The sequence below is a fragment of the Arthrobacter sp. NPDC080031 genome (genome assembly GCF_040702485.1).
Taxonomy (GTDB): domain Bacteria; phylum Actinomycetota; class Actinomycetes; order Actinomycetales; family Micrococcaceae; genus Arthrobacter.
In genome coordinates this window covers 38,529-57,179 of record NZ_JBFBLA010000002.1, presented here as the reverse complement: position 1 = coordinate 57,179, position 18,651 = coordinate 38,529, and the positions used below count along the sequence as shown (strand labels likewise).

Sequence of the window (18,651 nt, the reverse complement as noted above, 5' to 3'; positions counted from 1 at the left end):
TCACATGCCGGCCGGGGAATACTTCAATCGCCACCGAATATTCCCCGGCTGTTCACACGGGACTAGCTGAGAATCTCCGCCAGGAACGTCGCGGTATGGCTTTCGGTGGACTTGGCAACCTGTTCGGGCGTCCCCGTAGCCACGATGCGCCCGCCGCCTGAACCGCCATTGGGGCCAAGGTCCACAATCCAGTCGGCGGACTTGATGACGTCGAGGTTGTGTTCAATCGTGATGACCGTGTTGCCCTTGTCCACCAAACCCTGCAGCACCATCAGCAACTTGCGGATGTCTTCGAAATGGAGGCCCGTGGTGGGCTCGTCCAGGACATATACGCTCCGGCCATTCGAACGCTTCTGCAGTTCCGAGGCCAGCTTCACGCGCTGTGCCTCGCCTCCGGAAAGCGTGGTGGCGGGCTGCCCAAGACGGACATAGCCGAGGCCGACGTCGACGAGGGTGTTCAAATGCCGGGCGATGGGGGTGAAGGCGGCAAAGAACTCGGCACCCTCCTCGATGGGCATGTTGAGGACGTCAGCGATGGTCTTGCCCTTGTAATGGACCTCCAGGGTCTCGCGGTTGTACCGGGCGCCATGGCACACCTCGCACGGTACATAGACGTCCGGCAGGAAGTTCATCTCGATCTTCAGGGTGCCGTCGCCGGAGCATGCCTCGCAGCGGCCGCCCTTGACGTTGAAGGAGAAGCGTCCAGGCTGGTATCCGCGGACCTTGGCTTCAGTCGTTTCCGCGAAAAGCTTCCGGATGTTGTCGAAGACGCCGGTGTAGGTGGCGGGGTTGGAACGCGGGGTCCGCCCGATGGGGCTCTGGTCCACGTGGACCACCTTGTCGAGATGCTCAAGGCCTGCCACGGAACGATGCCGGCCGGCAACCTGCTTGGCACCGTTGAGCTTGTTGGCAAGAACCTTGTAGAGGATCTCGTTCACCAGGGTGGATTTTCCTGAACCGCTGACGCCCGTGACAGCCGTGAAGAGGCCCAGCGGGAAGGTGGCGTCAACGTTGTTCAGGTTGTTTTCGCGGGCGCCGATGACCTTGAGTTCGCGCTTCTTGTCGTACTTGCGCCGCTTGGCCGGGATGTCGATCTTGCGTCGCCCGGACAAGTAGTCGCCGGTCAGCGAGTTCGTGTTTTCCAGGAGTTCCTTGTAGGAGCCGGAGTGCACCACCTGGCCACCGTGCTCACCGGCGCCGGGTCCAATGTCCACCACCCAGTCGGCCTCGTGGATGGTGTCTTCGTCGTGCTCGACAACGATCAGCGTATTGCCCAGGTCGCGGAGCCTGGTCAGCGTTTCGATGAGGCGCCGGTTGTCTTTTTGGTGCAGCCCGATGGACGGCTCGTCCAGGACATACAGGACGCCCACCAAGCCGGAGCCGATCTGCGTGGCAAGCCGGATGCGCTGGGCTTCGCCGCCGGACAACGTCCCGGACGGCCGTTCGAGATTCAGGTACTCGAGCCCGACGTCCAGGAGGAATGTCAGGCGCGCCTGGATCTCCTTGAGAACCTGGTGGGCGATCTGGGCCTCGCGGTCAGTAAGCGTGAGGCTGCCGAGGAAGTCTGCGCAGTCCCGCATCGGAAGGGCTGCTACCTCAGCGATGGACTTGCCGTTGATCAGCACCGAAAGCGAGGCCGGGTTGAGCCGGGCGCCGTTGCATTCAGGGCAAGGAATCTGCCGCATGTACTCTTCGTAGCGGTCGCGGGCCCAATCGGAGTCCGTTTCACCGTGTTTGCGGTGGACGTACTGGATGGCGCCTTCGAAGCCTGTGCTGTACTTGCGCTCCCGGCCGAACCTGTTGCGGTACTGCACTACGACCTTGTGGTCCTTGCCGTACAGCACGGTTTGCCGCACTTCCTGCGGCAGCTTCTCCCAGGCGGTGTCCATGGAGAAGTCGAGCTCCAAGGCGAGGCCTTCCAGGAGCCGGTTCCAATACTCCGTGGTGGCAGTTCCCAACGACCAAGGCGCAATGGCCCCCTGGTTCAAGGAAAGTTCCGGGTTGGGGACGACCAATTCTTCATCGACTTCGAGCTTGGTGCCGATACCGCTGCAGGCGGCGCATGCGCCGAAGGGATTGTTGAACGAGAAGGAGCGCGGCTCGATTTCGTCGATCGCCAGCGGGTGCTCATTGGGGCACGCAAGGTTTTCGGAAAAGGCCCGGATCCGGGCAGGGTCTTCGGCGTCGAGATCCACGAACTCGACCAGCACACGGCCTTCCGCAAGCCTGAGCGCGGTTTCGATCGAGTCCGTCAGCCGTTGGCTGATCCCTTCCTTGACCACCAGCCGGTCCACCACCACTTCGATGGAGTGCTTGAATTGCTTGCCGAGCTTGGGGGGATCGCTTAGCTGGACGAGCTCGCCGTCCACCCGGGCACGGGAGTATCCCTTGGCAGTGAGCTCTTTGAAGAGCTCGACGAATTCACCCTTGCGCCCGCGGACCACTGGAGCAAGGATCTGGAAGCGGGTGCCGGATTCGAGTTCCAGCAGCTGGTCGACGATCTGCTGCGGAGTCTGGCGCGTGATCGGTTCGTGGCATATCGGGCAATGCGGCCGGCCGACGCGTGCCCAGAGAAGGCGCATGTAGTCGTAGATCTCGGTGATCGTGCCCACGGTGGAACGCGGGTTCTTGCTCGTCGACTTCTGGTCGATGGACACTGCCGGTGAAAGGCCCTCGATGAAATCCACGTCCGGTTTGTCCACTTGGCCCAGGAACTGGCGGGCGTAAGCGGACAACGACTCCACGTACCGGCGCTGGCCCTCGGCGAAGATGGTGTCGAAGGCCAAGGACGACTTACCTGATCCTGACAAGCCTGTGAAAACGATCATGGCGTCACGGGGAAGGTCGAGATCGACGTTGCGCAGGTTGTGTTCGCGCGCTCCCTTGACCACGAGCCGGGACAGGTCATGTCTTACGGGCAGGGCAGGTTGCTGCGCGGAAACGCTTGCGAAGGATTCGACGGCGGGGACTTCAGCTACGGCTTTAGGCACCCACTAATGCTAATCGAAAACTTCTTCGAATTTCCATGTGGCTTCCCGCAGCCTACCGACGGGTATCAATCGGCGTCGTAGGCCGCTGCCAGAAGCTGCACAGCCTCCGCGAAACTGGCACCCTGCGCTTTGGCCGCGGCGGAGTAGCTCGCCGCTACCGCTGCCAAGGCGCTCCAGCGGTCATCGCGGGCGCACACAACCGTCCCGTTGCGGCCACGGGTGGCTACCACCCCGGCCGCTTCAAGTTCCTTGTAGGCCCGGGCCACCGTGTGGGGGGCGACATCCAATTGTTCGGCCAGGCTGCGGACTGCGGGAAGCTTGGTCCCGGCAGGCAGGGTGCCGCCGTCGGCCAATTCGATGACGCGGAGCCGAAGCTGTTCGTACAGGGCGACGGTGCTGGACTGATTGGGACGCCACGAACCGGGAAACTCAAGCGGGCTCATTTGCTGCACTCTTCCCCTGCTCGGCGCGGTGCTTCGCGGACCTCACCGGCATCTCGGCGAACTCGCCGCCTCCGGCGGCGAATTGTGCTTCGTGCAAGCGCGCGTAGTGCCCGCCAAGCTCCAACAGCGAATGGTGGGTGCCGTGTTCAACGATCCGTCCGTGGTCCATGACGAGAATTAGATCAGCGTCGCGGATAGTGGACAAGCGGTGCGCGATGACGAATGACGTCTTGTTGCTCCGAAGCCTGTGCATTGCCTGGCGGATGAGGACTTCCGTGCGGGTGTCCACTGAACTTGTCGCCTCGTCCAGGATCAAAATGGGCCGGCCCGAGAGCCGTGCGCGCGCGATGCTCAGCAATTGCCTCTGACCCTGGCTGAGGGGTTCCCCTCCGTTGCTGAGCATGGTGGAGTACCCGTTGGGCAGCGAGCGGACAAAGTGGTCAACATGGCTCGCCTCGGCTGCGGCAACGACGTCTGCCTCGCTGGCGCCCGGAAGTCCATACTCGATGTTCTCCCGGATGGTGCCGGTGAAAATCCATGGATCCTGGAGAACGACGCCGAAATTCCGGCGGAGTGCATCACGTCCCATTCCGGCGATGTCCACGCCGTCGATCGTGATCCTTCCCGAGCCGAGTTCGTGGAAACGCATGAGGAGACTGACCAGGGTGGTCTTCCCCGCTCCGGTGTGCCCGACAATGGCCACCGTCTGTCCCGGTTCCACATGGAAGGACAGGTCCTCGATGAGGGGGGCATCCGGCCGGTAGCGGAAGGAGATGTGTTCGAAGGCAACCCTTCCCGAAGGGAGATCAAACCGTGCATCAAGGCTTGAACCGTCGGCGCGGGCAGCGGGGCCCTGTTCCGCCAGTTCGGCTGTCAATTCGGCTGCGTCCAACAGCTCGAAGACCCTGCCGGCGGAAACTGCGCAGGACTGAAGGACCTGGGCCATTCCGCCGATCTGGCCCAGCGGCTGGCTGAAGAGCCGGTTGAATTGGATGAACGCCTGGATGCCTCCGATGCTCATCCTCCCGGCAAGGAACTGGAGTGCACCAACAATCGCGACCCCCACGTAGCTGGCGTTCGAGACGAAAGCCATGAGGGGTACAAGCAACCCTGAAGCGAACTGTGCCTTGGAACTGGCGGCGTACAGGCCGTCGTTGTGGCCGGCGAAGCGGGCCGCCATCGACGACTGGGCGTTGAAAAGCTTGATGGTCTCATGACCGGTGGCGGTCTCCTCCACGAGGGAGTTCACGTCCCCTGTGGCTTCCCACTGCCGGACGAAGTACTTCTGCGAGCGTCGGGTCACGACTATCGACGCAAGGGCCGACACGGGAACAGCCATCAGGGATACGACGGCGAGGAGCGGCGAGAGCAGCAGCATCATCGTGAGGGAGCCAAGGACCATCAGCGTTGAGGTCAGGAGCTGGGAAAGGAGCTGGTTGAGCGTCTGCGAGACGTTGTCGAGGTCGTTCGTGGCCCGGCTCATGACGTCGCCCCGGGAGCGGCCGTCGTAGTAGGCCAGGGGAAGCCGGTGCAGTTTGGCTTCCACGGCTTCCCGGAGGTCGTATGCGAGCCGCTGCACGGCGAGGGCGTTGAGGCGGCCCTGCGCCCAGCTGAGCAGCGAGGTGACGCAATACATGCCTGCAGCCACAAGCAACAGGAAGACGAAGCGCCCGGCGTCGAACTGCGCTCCGAACACGGCGGCCGCGACGACGTCGGTGGCGTCGCCGAGTATCTTGGGGGCGGCGACATTGAGCGTGACAAAGCCGCAGCTGCACAGGATCGCCGCGGTCATGATGCCGCGGGCGGGCTTCATCAAGCCCACCAGGCGGAGGAGCGACCGCGACGGGTTCGGTGTGACGCCGGGGTGCTCGCCTTCGCTGCTCACGCGGCTTCTTCCGTTTCCATCTGGGACGCTACGATTTCCCGGTAGGTCTCCGAGGACTCGAGAAGTTCGCCATGGGTTCCTTTTGCCAGCAGGCGGCCCTCGTCGATGAGCAGGATCTGGTCCGCGGACACCACGGTGTTGACGCGCTGGGCCACGATGATGACGGCTGCCCCGCGGAGTTCCGGTTCAAGCGCGGCACGGAGTTTCGCTTCCGTCACTGTGTCCAGCGCCGAGAAGCTGTCGTCGAAGAGGTAGACGGATGCGGGACGCAGGATCGCACGCGCTATGCATAGGCGCTGCCGTTGACCGCCGGAGAGACCGGCGCCGCCCTGGGACAACGTGGTTTCCAGCCCCTGCGGCAACTCGTTCACGAAATCCGCGGCCTGGGCCGTCTCAAGGGCATGCCACAATTGCGAATCCGTCGCGGACGGCAGTGAAATCCGCAGGTTCTCGGCGATGGTTCCGCGGAATAGCCAGGTCTCCTGGGGCACGACGCCGAGTTGGTCGCGCAAGGCACCGAGGGGAACGGCGGCGATGTCCCGGCCATTGAGCGAGATGGTTCCGCTGCTTGCCTCAAGCAGCCGCGGCACAAGGCTGACGATGGTCGACTTGCCGCTTCCCGTGGAGCCGATCACCGCCGTCGTGGTTCCCGGAGCAGCATGGAAAGTGATGTTTTCCACCACGGGGGTTTCGGCTCCCGGGTAGGCGAAGACGACGTTGTCGAAGCGCAGGCCTTCCGCCGAAGGACGGGCCACCGCTCCCCCGGCAGTGGCTCCCGGCAGGACCTGTTCAGATTCCGTGGCGAGCACTTCGGTGACGCGTTCAGCGCTGACAGTCGCCCGCGGTGCCGTGCTTAGGACGTACATCGCCATCATGATCGCGAGGAGGATCTGCATGATGTAGGCGATGAACGCGGTGAGCGCACCGAGCTGCATGTCGCCGGCAATGATGCGGTGGCCACCGAGCCAGACCACGCCTGCGGAAGAGAGGTTGACCACGGTCATGACGAGCGGAAGCATGGCCGCGACGATCCTGGCAGAACGGAGGTTGTTCTTTGTCAGGGCGTCGTTGGCGGCCTCGAACCGTTTCATCTCAAACGGCTGGCGGACAAAGGCCCGGATGACCGCGGTCCCCAGGATCTGTTCGCGGAGCACGCCGTTGATCCGGTCCACCAGGCCTTGGCCTTCGCGGTACAGCGGGATGAGCTTGCGGACAATCAGCAGCATGATGACCAGCAACACGGGAACGATGGCGAAAACGATCCAGGACAGGGCCACGTCCTGTTCGACTGCCAGGATCACGCCGCCGACGCCCATGACGGGCGCTGCCACCAGCATGCTGAAAACGAGCACCGTGATGTTCTGCAGTTGCAGCACGTCATTGGTGGTCCTGACCACGAGGCTGGCCGGCCCGAAGGCTGCCACGTCCTGGTCGGGCAGGGAATGGATCTTGTCGAAGAGTTCCTGCCGCAAACCGCGGCCGACCTTCATGGCGACAATCGCTCCAAGATAGCCGGCCAGCACGGCGGCAAGCACCTGGATGACCGTAAGGACCATCATCCAGGCGCCCAGGCGCAGGATCACCTCGCTGTTCCCGGCGACAAGCCCGTCGTCGATGATCTCAGCGTTGAGGGTGGGCAGGAGGAGTGTGGCGCCGGTCTGGACAAGCTGGAGGAGAACGATGGCCAGCACGTGGGCCTTGAAGGGGGCGAGCCGCTGCAACAGCAAGGATGCCAGCACACTGCCTCCAATCGTCGGCCTCCGGAGCAGCGGATCCACACGATGCCGCCCCGCGATCGCGTTGCCATTGTAGTTCAGATCACAGTGCGAAACCTTGTAATGGCGGCACTTCCGGCGTTCCGTGGATCCGGGTCCGCTCAGCCCCGCTTCTGTGCCACCGCAAAAATCCGGCGGAAGGCAAACACCGTCCCGTGCCGGTCCGTCGGGTAGGCCTCGCGGAGCGCGGCTGCATAACGCTTTTCGAAGGCGCGCGCTTCGTCTTCGGGGAGTGCGGCGAGCACCGGACGCAGGCCGGTTCCCCGGACCCATTCCAGTACGGGATCGGTTCCCGGCAGAAGTTGCTGGTAGGTGGTTTCCCAGGCGTCGGCGTCGCATCCGGCGTCGAGCATGACCCGCAGGTAGTCGGCCGGCTCCCCGACGGCATCCTCGTGCCGGAGCACACCGGACAGCCTTCCGGACCATTCCGGCGAACCGGCCAGTTCGCGCATGAGCAGATGGGAAGGCGCACCGAAGTTTCCGGGGACCTGGAGCGCAAACCATGCGCCTGGTTTCAGCGCTTCGAGCCACGCGGCCAGCATCGTCAAATGGCCCGGCACCCACTGCAGCGCCGCGTTGCTGACCACGACGTCGGTGTCCGCTTCCGGTGTCCACTCGGCAATGTCCTTGCGGACGAACGAGAGACCGGGTTGCCCGGGAGCGAGGACCTGGGCCCTGGCCAGCATTTCGGCTGAGGAGTCCAGACCGACGACGGCGGCACCGGGCCATCGCGCCGCGAGGGTCGCCGTCAAGTTCCCCGGTCCGCAGCCCAGATCCACGACACGCCGCGGGTCCTCCGCCGCAATCCTCGAGGTCAGGTCAAAAAACGGCCGGTCGCGGTGATTGCCGAACTCGATGTACTTCTCTGGTTCCCACTTCACTGCTTCCTCCATCGCCCGTCTCCGTGGCCTGCTCCACCCACACTAAGCTGGAAGGCAATGAAACTTCTTGAGCAGCTCCCGGTAAAATCCAACGCTGGAACGTCCAACGCCGGATCGGGCAGCGGACGCGTCGACCCGGACGAAATCTACACACGCTTCGTCGAATGGACGGAGAGCCGCGGGCTTCAGCTCTACCCCGCCCAGGACGAGGCCATCATGGAACTCGCGTCCGGCTCCAACGTCATCCTGGCAACCCCTACCGGTTCCGGAAAGTCCCTAGTGGCGATCGCCGCGCACTTCGAGGCGATGTCCCGCGGCTTGCGCAGCTACTACACCGCCCCCATCAAGGCCTTGGTCTCCGAGAAGTTCTTCGCCCTCTGCGACATTTTCGGAGCGGAGAACGTGGGGATGATCACCGGTGATTCGGGAGTCAACCAGGATGCCCCGATCATTTGCTGCACCGCCGAAATCCTTGCCAACATTGCTTTGCGCGAAGGCAAGGAAGCCGAGCTCGGCACGGTCATCATGGACGAATTCCACTTTTATTCCGATCCCCAGCGCGGTTGGGCGTGGCAAGTGCCGCTCCTGGAACTCCCCCAGGCCCAGTTCCTGTTGATGTCGGCCACCCTGGGAGACGTCAGCCGTTTCGAAACCGGCCTGAGTGAACTCACCGGGCGGTCCACTACAACCGTCAGTTCGGCCGATCGGCCCATCCCGTTGCACTACTACTTCCAGGAAACGCCGGTCCACGAAACCCTCGAGGAACTGCTGAGCACCAAGCAGGTTCCCGTGTACGTGGTGCATTTCAGCCAGGTCGAAGCCATCGAGCGGGCCCAGAACCTCATGAGCGTCAACATGTGCACGCGCGAGGAGAAGGACAAGATTGCCGAGCTGATTGCCGGTTTCCGGTTCGCCGCCGGCTTCGGCAAAACCCTGAACCGGCTGGTCCGCCACGGCATCGGCGTCCATCATGCCGGAATGCTGCCCAAGTACCGCCGCCTCGTCGAACAACTGGCACAGGCAGGACTCCTGAAGGTCATTTGCGGCACCGACACTCTCGGCGTCGGGATCAATGTTCCCATCCGCACAGTCCTCTTGACTGCCCTCAGCAAGTACGACGGCGTGCGCACCCGCCTGCTGAACTCCCGGGAATTCCATCAGATCGCCGGCCGCGCGGGCCGCGCGGGCTACGACACTGCCGGAACAGTTGTGGTGCAGGCGCCCGAACACGTGGTGGAGAACGCGAAGGCGATGGCAAAAGCCACGGCGAAGTTCGGTGACGACCAGAAGAAACTGCGGCAAGTCGTGCGGAAGAAGCCGCCGGAAGGCTTCGTCTCGTGGGGGAAGCCCACCTTCACCCGTTTGGTGGAGTCCGTGCCGGACCCGTTGACCTCGAGTTTCACCGTGACGCATGCAATGCTGCTCAACTTGATGGAGCGCCCCGGGGATCCGTTCGCCGCTGCCCGCCGTCTCCTCACCGAAAACCATGAAGCCCGGCCGGCCCAACTGCAGCTCATGAAGAAGGCCCTGAGTATTTACCGCGAGCTGCTGGCGGCCGGAGTGGTTGAACGCATTCCCGAGGCCGAGCAGGAGAAAGAGGGCCGTTCCGTCCGGCTGACCGTTCACTTGCAAGCCAACTTCGCCTTGAACCAGCCGCTTTCACCGTTTGCCCTTGCCGCGCTTGAGCTCCTGGATCCGGAGTCGCCGTCGTACGCCTTGGACGTCGTGTCCGTGATCGAAGCGACCCTTGAGAAGCCACGGCAGATCCTCTCCGCGCAGCAGAAAAAGGCACGCGGCGAGGCCGTCGCCGCGATGAAGGCCGACGGCATCGATTACGACCAGCGCATGGCCATGCTTGAAGCGGTCAGCTACCCGCAGCCCCTCGCGGAGATCCTGGGCGAAGCGTTCGAGGTGTACCGCAAGGCCGCACCCTGGGTGGGCGACTTTGAGCTGGCTCCGAAGTCGGTGGTCCGGGACATGTACGAGCGCGCCATGAATTTCGGTGAATTCGTCCAGTTCTACGGGCTGGCCCGCTCCGAGGGGATCGTGCTGCGGTATTTGGCCGACGGCTTCAAGGCCCTGCGTCAGACGGTCCCCCAGGACTCGCTCCGCGAAGACCTCGAGGACCTCATCGCCTGGCTGGGTGAACTGGTCCGCCAGGTCGACTCCAGCCTGCTCGACGAGTGGGAAGAGCTCACCTCCGGGGTGGCTCCGACGCCGCACGACGCCCCGCCTCCTCCCCCGCCGTCGCTCACATCCAACATCCGCGCCTTCCGGGTCATGGTCCGCAACGAGATGTTCCGGCGTGTCGAGTTGTTCGCGGACGAGGACGCGGCCGCCTTGGGCGAGCTCGACGCCGGCAGCGGCTGGGATGCGGAGCGCTGGGAAGACGCTTTGGACGACTACTTCGACGAACACGACGACATCGAAACCGGCCCCGACGCCCGGGGCCCGGGACTCCTCATGATCACGGAGGAACCCGGCATCTGGCGGGTGCGGCAGATTTTCGATGACCCGGCCGGCAACCATGACTGGGGCATTTCCGCCGAAGTGGACCTGGAAGCCTCGGATGAGAGCGGAACCGCCGTGGTCAAGGTGACCTCGGTCAACCGCCTCTAGGCGCCTAGTAAGCTCGAATCATGAGTGTTATCCGCCCTGCCACAGCGTCCGACGTCCCCGCGATCCTGCAGATGATCCATGAGCTTGCGGCCTACGAAAAAGAGCCCGACGCCGTGAAGAACACGCCGGAAATGCTGTCCGATGCCCTGTTCGGCGAGAATCCGCGGGTGTATGCGCACATGGCGGAAAACGCAGCCGGGGACGTCCAGGGTTTCGCCTTGTGGTTCCTGAACTACTCCACGTGGGAAGGCGTCCACGGGATCTACCTCGAGGACCTCTACGTCAGGCCCGATGCCCGGGGCGAGGGCCACGGCAAGGCGCTCCTGCAGCACCTGGCCGCCACCGCCGTCGAACGCGGTTACGCAAGGGTGGAGTGGAGCGTCCTGGACTGGAACGAACCGTCCATCAACTTCTACCGGAGCCTGGGCGCCGTGCCCATGGACGGCTGGTCCACGTTCCGGCTGACCGGCGAAGCCCTGGGCGCCTTCGGCAACGGCAAGGTCATGGCTCGTGGCTGAGCGGGTGGTTGAGGGCATCGTTGGGCGCGCGAGTCGGCCCGCCGTTGGGCAAACGGTTGAGCACGCGGCCCACACCATCCGGGCACATCACGAATTCAGGGGTGTCCGCACCACCGAGCATTTTTTCACGGTCCCCCTCGACCACTGGGCCGCCGGGGGTGCGGACGCTCCTGGCACCGCTGAAACGATCACCGTCTTCGCCCGGGAGTTCGTCTCCGCCGAGCACTCGAAGGAAGATGCTGCCCGGCTGCCATGGTTGCTCTACCTCCAGGGCGGGCCCGGCGGACGCGGAACCCGAACCACGTCCCTGTCTGGCTGGATGAAGGCTGCCGCAAGGAATTTCCGCATCCTGATGCTGGATCAACGGGGAACGGGCCTGTCCACGCCGGCGGACCGCAATACCTTGCCGCTCCGCGGCGATGCCGCGGCGCAGGCTGAATACCTCACCCATTTCCGGGCGGACTCGATCGTGGCCGACGCCGAACTCATCCGGAAGGCCTTGGGTTCGGAGCCGTGGACCGTCCTCGGCCAGAGCTTCGGCGGTTTCTGCGCGCTGACGTACCTGTCATTCGCGCCGGAAGGTTTGAGCGAAGTCCTCATCACGGGAGGGCTGGCGCCGTTGGAAGGTCCCGCCGAGCGCGTCTACCGGGCCACATTCCAACGGGTTGCGGAACGAAACGCGGAATACTTCGCGTGGTATCCGGAGGACCGCGAGCTGGTCACCCGGATTGCACGGCACCTGGAATCCACGGAGGAGCGGCTGCCCAGCGGAGAACGCCTCACTACGGAACGCTTCCAAATGGTGGGGTCGTTCCTGGGCGGGAACGCCCGTGTGGATGCCCTGCACACCCTCCTGGAGGACGCCTTCGTGCCCTCCCGGGACGGAGAGCGCCTCTCGGATGCGTTCCTGGAACAGGTCCACGGGCTCGTTTCCCGGGCGTCGAATCCCCTGTACGCAGTCTTGCACGAGTCCATCTACGGCCAGGGGCAGGCCACGGACTGGGCGGCGTGGCGGGTCCTCGCGGAATTCCCCGGGTTCCGGCCCGACGCCGCGGAACCGCTCCTGACCGGCGAAATGGTCTATCCCTGGTATTTCGAACAGGATCCGGCGCTCGTTCCCCTGCAGGAAGTAGCCGGACTGTTGGCCGGCAAGGAAGACTGGAAACCGCTCTACGATGTGTCCCGGCTGAACGCGAACACTGTGCCCGTCGCGGCCGCCGTGTACCGCGACGACATCTACGTGGACTTCCAGCTATCCATGGAAACCGCAGCGGCCGTGCGCGGACTCCAGGCCTGGACCACAGCGGACTTTCATCACGACGGGATCGGTGAAGACGGGGAAGGCATCTTCAACCGACTTCTGGGGATGGCCCGCGGCACGAACTGAGCCCCGGGGCGAACTGAGCCCCGGGGCTCCGAAGCCTTCCGCATTTGTCAGTGGCTCCGCATTTGTCAGTGGCCGCTGACCTTGTTCATGCTCTTGCGGGAGTCTTCCTCGAGCCGGGCGTCCAGTTTGGACTTGCTGGCGGCGGGGGTCATGAGGCTCGCGACAACCGCTACCACGATCGTGCCGATGATGACCGCCAAGGACACATAGGTCGGGATCTCCGGAGCCCATTCAATATGGTGGCCGCCGTTGATGAAGGGCAGTTCGTTGACGTGCATGGCGTGCAGGACCAGCTTGACACCGATGAACGCGAGGATGACCGACAAGGCGTGCTTGAGGTAGATCAGCCGGCTCATGAGGCCGCCAAGGAGGAAGTACAGCTGGCGCAAGCCCATGAGGGCGAAGATGTTGGCGGTGAAGACGATGAAGGGGCTCTGCGTCAGTCCGAAGATGGCTGGGATGGAATCCACGGCGAACAAAAGGTCCGTCATGCCGATGGTCACGAAGACGATCAGCATCGGCGTGAACAGTTTCTTGCCGTCGACCGTGGTGCGCAGCTTGCCGCCGTCGAACTTCTCCGACATCGGGACAACTTTGCGGATGCGGGCAATCAGCGGGTTTTCGGCGCCATCTTCCTCGTCTTCGCCGTTGTCCGTGGCCTGCTTCCACGCGGTCCACAGCAGGAACGCGCCGAAGATGTAGAAGACCCAACTGAACTGCTCAATCACCACCGCACCGAGGGCAATGAAGATACCGCGCAGGACGAGGGCGATAATGATGCCCACCATCAGTACTTCCTGCTGGTACTTACGGGGCACCGAGAACCGCGCCATGATGATGATGAAGACAAAGAGGTTGTCGATGCTCAGGCTGTATTCAGTCACCCAGCCTGCGATGAACTGGCTGCCATGCTCCGGACCGGCGAACGCGAACATCGCTACGGCGAACACCAAGGCAAGGGTGACGTAGAAGGCGACCCAGAGACCGGCTTCCTTCATGGAGGGTTCATGCGGACGCTTGACCACCAGGAGAAGGTCGACAAGGAGGATGATTCCGAGAACGACGAAAGAGCCGATCTCAAACCAGGCGGGGAGTTGCATCTAAATTGCCTTTCGCAGGTACGCCAAAACGGCGTAAGTCTCTCCGACCTGCCTGCGTCACCCTGCCTCAAGGCAACAACGCTCAAACGGCGATCCACTAGGCCCGGCGAGGCAGCTGTGCCTTGCGTGTTGACGGACCTAGCGCTTGGGATACTCCCCTACGTAGGCCCAACTTTACCTTAGGCGTGCCCTGCGGACTGCATTTGGCGCAGTTCGCGCTTGAGGTCGCCCACCTCGTCACGGATCCTCGCGGCGATCTCGAACTGGAGTTCGGCGGCGGCCGCGTGCATCTGCTCGGTCAGCTGTTCGATCAGACCGACCAGGTCCTCGGCCGGCGCCGCGGCCAGGCCGTCTTGCCGGACCTTCGAAGCGCCCTTGCCCTTTCCGGTCCGGCCGCCCTTTCCGGCTGCGGCGAGCAACTCGCGGGTGTCGGCGTCTTCGCGGGCAAGCTGATCGGTGATATCCGCGATCTTCTTGCGCAACGGTTGCGGATCGACACCGTTGTCGGTGTTGTACTTGACCTGGATTTCCCGGCGACGGTTGGTTTCCTCAATGGCCTTCGCCATGGAGTCCGTAATCCGGTCGGCGTACATGTGGACCTGACCCGAAACGTTCCGGGCCGCGCGCCCGATGGTCTGGATGAGTGAAGTGGCCGAGCGCAGGAAACCTTCCTTGTCGGCGTCCAGGATGCTGACCAGGGACACTTCGGGCAGGTCGAGGCCCTCGCGGAGCAGGTTGATGCCCACCAGGACGTCGAAACTGCCCATGCGGAGTTCGCGGAGCAGTTCCACGCGCCGAAGGGTGTCGACGTCGGAGTGCAGGTACTGGACCTTGACGCCGTGGCCCAGCAGGTAGTCGGTCAGGTCCTCGGCCATGCGCTTGGTCAAGGTGGTGACCAGCACGCGTTCATCGCGCTCAACCCGCGTCCGGATTTCGCCAAGGAGATCGTCGATCTGGCCCTTGGTCGGCTTCACGATGACTTCCGGATCGATCAGTCCGGTGGGGCGGATGATCTGCTGGACGAAACCGTCGGCCTTGCCCAGCTCGTACTTGCCCGGGGTCGCGGAAAGGTAGACGGTCTGGCCCACCCGTTCCAGGAATTCATCCCATTTGAGCGGCCTGTTGTCCATGGCCGACGGAAGCCGGAAGCCGTGGTCCACGAGGGTGCGCTTCCGCGACATGTCGCCCTCGTACATGGCGCCGATCTGCGGGACAGTGACGTGGGATTCGTCGATGACCAGCAGGAAGTCGTCCGGGAAGTAGTCGATGAGGCAGTGCGGGGCTGTGCCGGAGCCGCGGCCATCGATGTGGCGTGAGTAGTTCTCGATCCCGTTGCAGAACCCCATTTGCTGCATCATCTCGAGGTCGTAGGTGGTGCGCATGCGCAGCCTCTGGGCCTCCACCAGCTTGTTCTGGCCTTCGAGGACCTTGAGCCGCTCCGCGAGCTCTTCTTCGATGGCGGTGATGGCGCGGGACATGCGTTCCGGTCCGGCGACATAATGCGAAGCCGGGAAGATGTACATCTCGGTTTCCTCGCGGATCACATCGCCCGTGACCGGATGCAAGGTGTAGATGTTCTCGATCTCGTCGCCGAAGAACTCGATGCGCAGGGCCAGCTCTTCGTACATGGGGATGATCTCCACGGTGTCTCCGCGCACACGGAAAGTGCCGCGGTGGAAGTCCATGTCGTTGCGGGTGTATTGCATGGCGACGAACCTGCGCAGGAGATCGTCCCGGTTCAATTCCGCGCCCTTGGTGAGGGTGACCATCCCGGCGATGTACTCCTCGGGGGTACCCAGGCCGTAGATACAGGACACGGTGGCCACCACAACGACATCCCTGCGGGTCAACAGCGCGTTGGTGGCCGAGTGACGCAGCCGCTCGACTTCCTCGTTCACGGAGGAGTCCTTCTCGATGAAGGTATCCGTCTGGGGAACATAGGCTTCAGGCTGGTAGTAGTCGTAGTACGAAACGAAGTACTCGACCGCATTGTTGGGCAGCAGTTCCCGGAACTCGTTGGCGAGCTGCGCTGCCAGGGTCTTGTTTTGGACCATCACCAAGGTGGGCCGCTGGACCTGTTCGATCAACCAGGCGGTGGTGGCACTCTTGCCCGTACCGGTGGCGCCGAGCAGCACCACGTCTTTTTCGCCGTTGTTGATCCGTTCGGTCAGCTCCGCGATAGCGGCCGGCTGGTCACCGGCCGGCTTGAATTCGCTGATGACCTCAAAGGGCGCGACGACTCGGTTGATCTCCTGGGCAAGACTCATGAATCCAATGTACCCCCGCCCGCGGACAGTTACTGTCCGCGTTTTCCGGTTGAACGGGGACCGCCGCCGGGGCGGATCCAGCTGTCATCCAGCCGTCCCATGATGGAACGGAACATCTTGACGGCGAACCAGATGCCGGACACAAGCCAGGGCGCGAACGGCGCCGAGCCGCTGCCCCTCAAGATGGGACGTGATTCTCCGATTCCCGGCCATGCGTACCGCCTAGTCTCGTGCCGCGGAGTGCGACGGCGGCTGCCACCCGCTGCTCCTGGCCCAGGCATCCATAAGCGGCCAGGCCACTTCGGTGAACCAGGGTTCCTTGGCTTCCGCATACGCCAAGGTCCGGTGGTCGCCGGCGTGGAGCGCGGCGAGCTCCTGTTTCATGTCCGTATACATGCGCACTGCGTCGGGGTTGGCGCGGAGCCAGTCCCTGAACAACAACGCATAACGCCAGCCTGGACTTCCAAGGACCCGGACATGGACATTCGCGGCCCGCCCGGGGTCGGAGTTGCAATGGAAGCGTTTTTGCCATGCCGATGGATCCAGGTCCGGCGGCTTGGGCGTGTCACGGGCGGAAGCCTCCTGCAACGGGAAACCGGCCTCGCCCAAGGCCGTTGCTATCCGGTCCGCGGCTTCCAGCGAGGACACATTTACTTGCAGGTCGATGACGTCCTTGGCGGGAAGGCGGGGTACCGATGTCGAACCGATGTGGTCTGCGCCCAGGATCTCCGGAGATGCCCGCCTGAGCCTGGCAAGCAGCCGTTCGGCCTGGACCGGCCAGTCGGGGTTTGGCGGGGACAAGACGGGTCCGCCGTCCCGCGGTGCCGGGCGGCCGGCGGCAAGATTGCGGGCAAACGGTGCCAGTCGCTCTTCCCATAGGGCTTCCACGAGCTTCGTAACGTCCTCAACGCTTCCGGAGTTGTCCAACACGACGTCGGCCGCCGCCAACCGTTCGTCCCTGCCGGCTTGCGCGGCCATGCGGGAGACCGCGTCTTCGACTGTCATGCCGCGGATCTCCGTCATGCGACGGATCCGCTCTTCGTCCGAGGCATCGACCACCAGCACCAAGTGGAAGCTGCTGCCCTGCCCGGTTTCGACCAGAAGCGGAATATCCTGGACGACGATGTCTCCCGGTTCGGCGGTCGCAAGCATCGCGGCGGCCTTCTCCCGGACGCGCGGATGGATGATCGCGTTAAGCGCTTCCCGGCGATCCGGCTCAGCGAACACAATCGCGCCGAGGCGTGCCCGGTCAAGGCGCCCGTCGCCGTCGAGGATGCCCTCACCGAACTCGGCAACAACAGCCGCCAAGCCTGGCGTGCCCGGCTCCACGACCTCGCGGGCCAGCGCGTCGGCATCGATCAAGACGGCGCCCAGCTCCCTCAGCCGGGCGGACACGAGCGATTTGCCGGAGGCGATCCCGCCGGTAAGTCCAATCTTCAGCACCCCTCCACACTAGACTGGGTCGGTGGCAGAACAGGACGAAAGCCGGGCGACCGCGTACACAACGTTGTCGCTTGGAGGCGATTTCCGCCACGAACTCGAGATCAAGCGTTCGCGCTTCATCACAGTGCTGCGCCGCGCCTCGGACGAGGACTCCGCCCGCGCCTTGGTGACGGAACTGCGCAAGGAATTCCATGACGCCCGGCACCACTGCTCGGCATTCGTCCTCGGTCCGGATCGCGTCATCCAGCGTTCCAACGACGACGGCGAGCCCTCCGGCACAGCCGGCATCCCCATGCTTGAGGCACTCATCAAACGCGAGACACTTCCCGGGGTGGCTGACCTGAGCGACGTGAGTGCCGTCGTCGTGCGCTATTTCGGCGGGATCCTCCTGGGCGCCGGCGGGCTGGTCCGTGCCTATTCCGAGTCAATTTCGGCCGCGCTGGACTCCGCTCCCCTGGTTCAGCGACGCCGCCTGCGGATTTGCGACATCCCCGTGCCCCACCACGCGGCCGGAAGGCTTGAAAACGACCTGCGCTCCGCGGGCTATGCCATGGCCGAAACAAGCTACGAACCCTCGGGGACGATCCTGCGCGTGGCCCTGCCTGATGATGCAATCGCAATCGCCGACGCCGGTGAGCGGCTGGCATCCATGACCGGGGGCGCCTCGTTACTCCACTTGCGGGGAACGGAATGGGTCGACCTCCAGGCCTGAGCTTCGTATGGACATGCCCTCCCCTGACCACTAGCACTGGACATAGTGGGTTTATGTCCAGTCCTTGCTGCCAACGAGGGGCATGTCCCGTGGCGACCCGGGCCAAGCCGGAAGGGACATGCCCTCCCCTGGCCACCACCACTGGACATAGTGGGTATATGTCCACTCCTTGCAGCCAACGAGGGGCATGTCCAGTGGGGACACTCGGATCGCACTGTGCGGGGTGAAATCCAAGCTGGATTGGTCCCTGAAGCGGCAACAGCCTATTTCAGATGGTGGTCATTCTGCGGTGCAGTCATTAACCAAGGGGTTCATAAGTCTGATCACACCCATCCGCAGGAGACTACTTCGTCCAAAGAGCCAATCACATGCCAACTCAGGGTGGGAGATATTTGATAGATGGTTATCACTTGGTGACCATGGCTGAGCTTCCACACCGGGACATGCCCTCCCCTCGCCACCAGCACTGGACATAGTGGGTATATGTCCACTCCTTGCTGCCAACGAGGGGCATGTCCCGTGGGGACCCGGGCCACGGCTGAGCTTCCACACCGGGACATGCCCTCCCCTCGCCACCAGCACTGGACATAGTGGGTATATGTCCACTCCTTGCTGCCAACGAGGGGCATGT

General features: G+C 63.6%; 12 protein-coding genes. 4 read left to right on the top strand and 8 right to left on the bottom strand.

Annotated elements, in window-relative coordinates:
• Positions 1-62: 62 nt before the first annotated feature.
• The 5 genes from uvrA to AB0323_RS02065 all read right to left on the bottom strand — a co-directional run bounded on the left by uvrA (position 63) and on the right by AB0323_RS02065 (position 7,974).
• Positions 63-2,990 carry an excinuclease ABC subunit UvrA gene (gene uvrA, locus AB0323_RS02085; protein WP_366175919.1) on the bottom strand — a complete coding sequence of 976 codons (2,928 nt, stop codon included), beginning with the start codon at positions 2,988-2,990 and terminating at the stop codon, positions 63-65.
• Positions 2,991-3,055: 65 nt separating this feature from the next.
• A complete protein-coding gene (locus tag AB0323_RS02080; RefSeq protein WP_366175918.1) occupies positions 3,056-3,433 on the bottom strand; it encodes a GntR family transcriptional regulator in 378 nt (125 codons plus the stop codon).
• Complete coding sequence (locus AB0323_RS02075; RefSeq protein WP_366175917.1) at positions 3,420-5,318, bottom strand: ABC transporter ATP-binding protein; 1,899 nt, start codon at positions 5,316-5,318, stop codon at positions 3,420-3,422. The genes AB0323_RS02080 and AB0323_RS02075 overlap by 14 nt, the downstream gene beginning before the upstream one ends.
• Positions 5,315-7,057, bottom strand: a complete 1,743-nt coding sequence (locus tag AB0323_RS02070) for an ABC transporter ATP-binding protein (protein WP_366175916.1) — start codon at positions 7,055-7,057, stop codon at positions 5,315-5,317. The genes AB0323_RS02075 and AB0323_RS02070 overlap by 4 nt, the downstream gene beginning before the upstream one ends.
• A 137-nt stretch (positions 7,058-7,194) precedes the next feature.
• Positions 7,195-7,974, bottom strand: coding sequence for a trans-aconitate 2-methyltransferase (locus tag AB0323_RS02065; RefSeq protein ID WP_366175915.1), 780 nt, complete (start codon positions 7,972-7,974; stop codon positions 7,195-7,197).
• Positions 7,975-8,031: 57 nt separating this feature from the next.
• Between AB0323_RS02065 and AB0323_RS02060 the strand changes: the two genes are divergently transcribed.
• The 3 genes from AB0323_RS02060 to AB0323_RS02050 are packed head-to-tail and all read left to right on the top strand — an operon-like array spanning position 8,032 to position 12,498.
• Positions 8,032-10,593: a DUF3516 domain-containing protein gene (locus tag AB0323_RS02060; RefSeq protein WP_366175914.1), complete on the top strand. Its 2,562-nt coding sequence runs from the start codon at positions 8,032-8,034 to the stop codon at positions 10,591-10,593.
• A gap of 20 nt (positions 10,594-10,613) precedes the next feature.
• A complete protein-coding gene (locus AB0323_RS02055; RefSeq protein WP_366175913.1) occupies positions 10,614-11,111 on the top strand; it encodes a GNAT family N-acetyltransferase in 498 nt (165 codons plus the stop codon).
• A 16-nt stretch (positions 11,112-11,127) separates the two neighbouring features.
• The gene (locus tag AB0323_RS02050) at positions 11,128-12,498 is read left to right on the top strand and encodes an alpha/beta fold hydrolase (protein WP_366176069.1); all 1,371 of its coding nucleotides are present in this window, start codon (positions 11,128-11,130) and stop codon (positions 12,496-12,498) included.
• A 65-nt stretch (positions 12,499-12,563) separates the two neighbouring features.
• On the opposite strand, the gene AB0323_RS02045 is transcribed toward AB0323_RS02050, so the two are convergent.
• The 3 genes from AB0323_RS02045 to coaE all read right to left on the bottom strand — a co-directional run bounded on the left by AB0323_RS02045 (position 12,564) and on the right by coaE (position 17,308).
• Positions 12,564-13,598, bottom strand: a complete 1,035-nt coding sequence (locus AB0323_RS02045; protein WP_366175912.1) for a TerC family protein — start codon at positions 13,596-13,598, stop codon at positions 12,564-12,566.
• 179 nt (positions 13,599-13,777) lie between these two features.
• Positions 13,778-15,865, bottom strand: a complete 2,088-nt coding sequence (uvrB, locus tag AB0323_RS02040; protein ID WP_366175911.1) for an excinuclease ABC subunit UvrB — start codon at positions 15,863-15,865, stop codon at positions 13,778-13,780.
• A 222-nt stretch (positions 15,866-16,087) separates the two neighbouring features.
• Positions 16,088-17,308, bottom strand: a complete 1,221-nt coding sequence (coaE, locus tag AB0323_RS02035) for a dephospho-CoA kinase (protein WP_366175910.1) — start codon at positions 17,306-17,308, stop codon at positions 16,088-16,090.
• A gap of 22 nt (positions 17,309-17,330) precedes the next feature.
• On the opposite strand from coaE, the gene AB0323_RS02030 reads away from it, so the two are divergent.
• Positions 17,331-18,020 (top strand): YigZ family protein, encoded by a 690-nt coding sequence (locus AB0323_RS02030; protein WP_366175909.1) that lies wholly within the window; start codon positions 17,331-17,333, stop codon positions 18,018-18,020.
• Positions 18,021-18,651: the final 631 nt, after the last annotated feature.

Bases quoted from the DNA above. Each gene is read 5' to 3' on its own strand.
- AB0323_RS02080 (WP_366175918.1), bottom strand. From the start codon at position 3,433: ATGAGCCCGCTTGAGTTTCCCGGTTCGTGGCGTCCCAATCAGTCCAGC.
- AB0323_RS02060 (WP_366175914.1), top strand. From the start codon at position 8,032: ATGAAACTTCTTGAGCAGCTCCCGGTAAAATCCAACGCTGGAACGTCC.
- AB0323_RS02055 (WP_366175913.1), top strand. From the start codon at position 10,614: ATGAGTGTTATCCGCCCTGCCACAGCGTCCGACGTCCCCGCGATCCTG.
- AB0323_RS02045 (WP_366175912.1), bottom strand. From the start codon at position 13,598: ATGCAACTCCCCGCCTGGTTTGAGATCGGCTCTTTCGTCGTTCTCGGA.
- uvrB (WP_366175911.1), bottom strand. From the start codon at position 15,865: ATGAGTCTTGCCCAGGAGATCAACCGAGTCGTCGCGCCCTTTGAGGTC.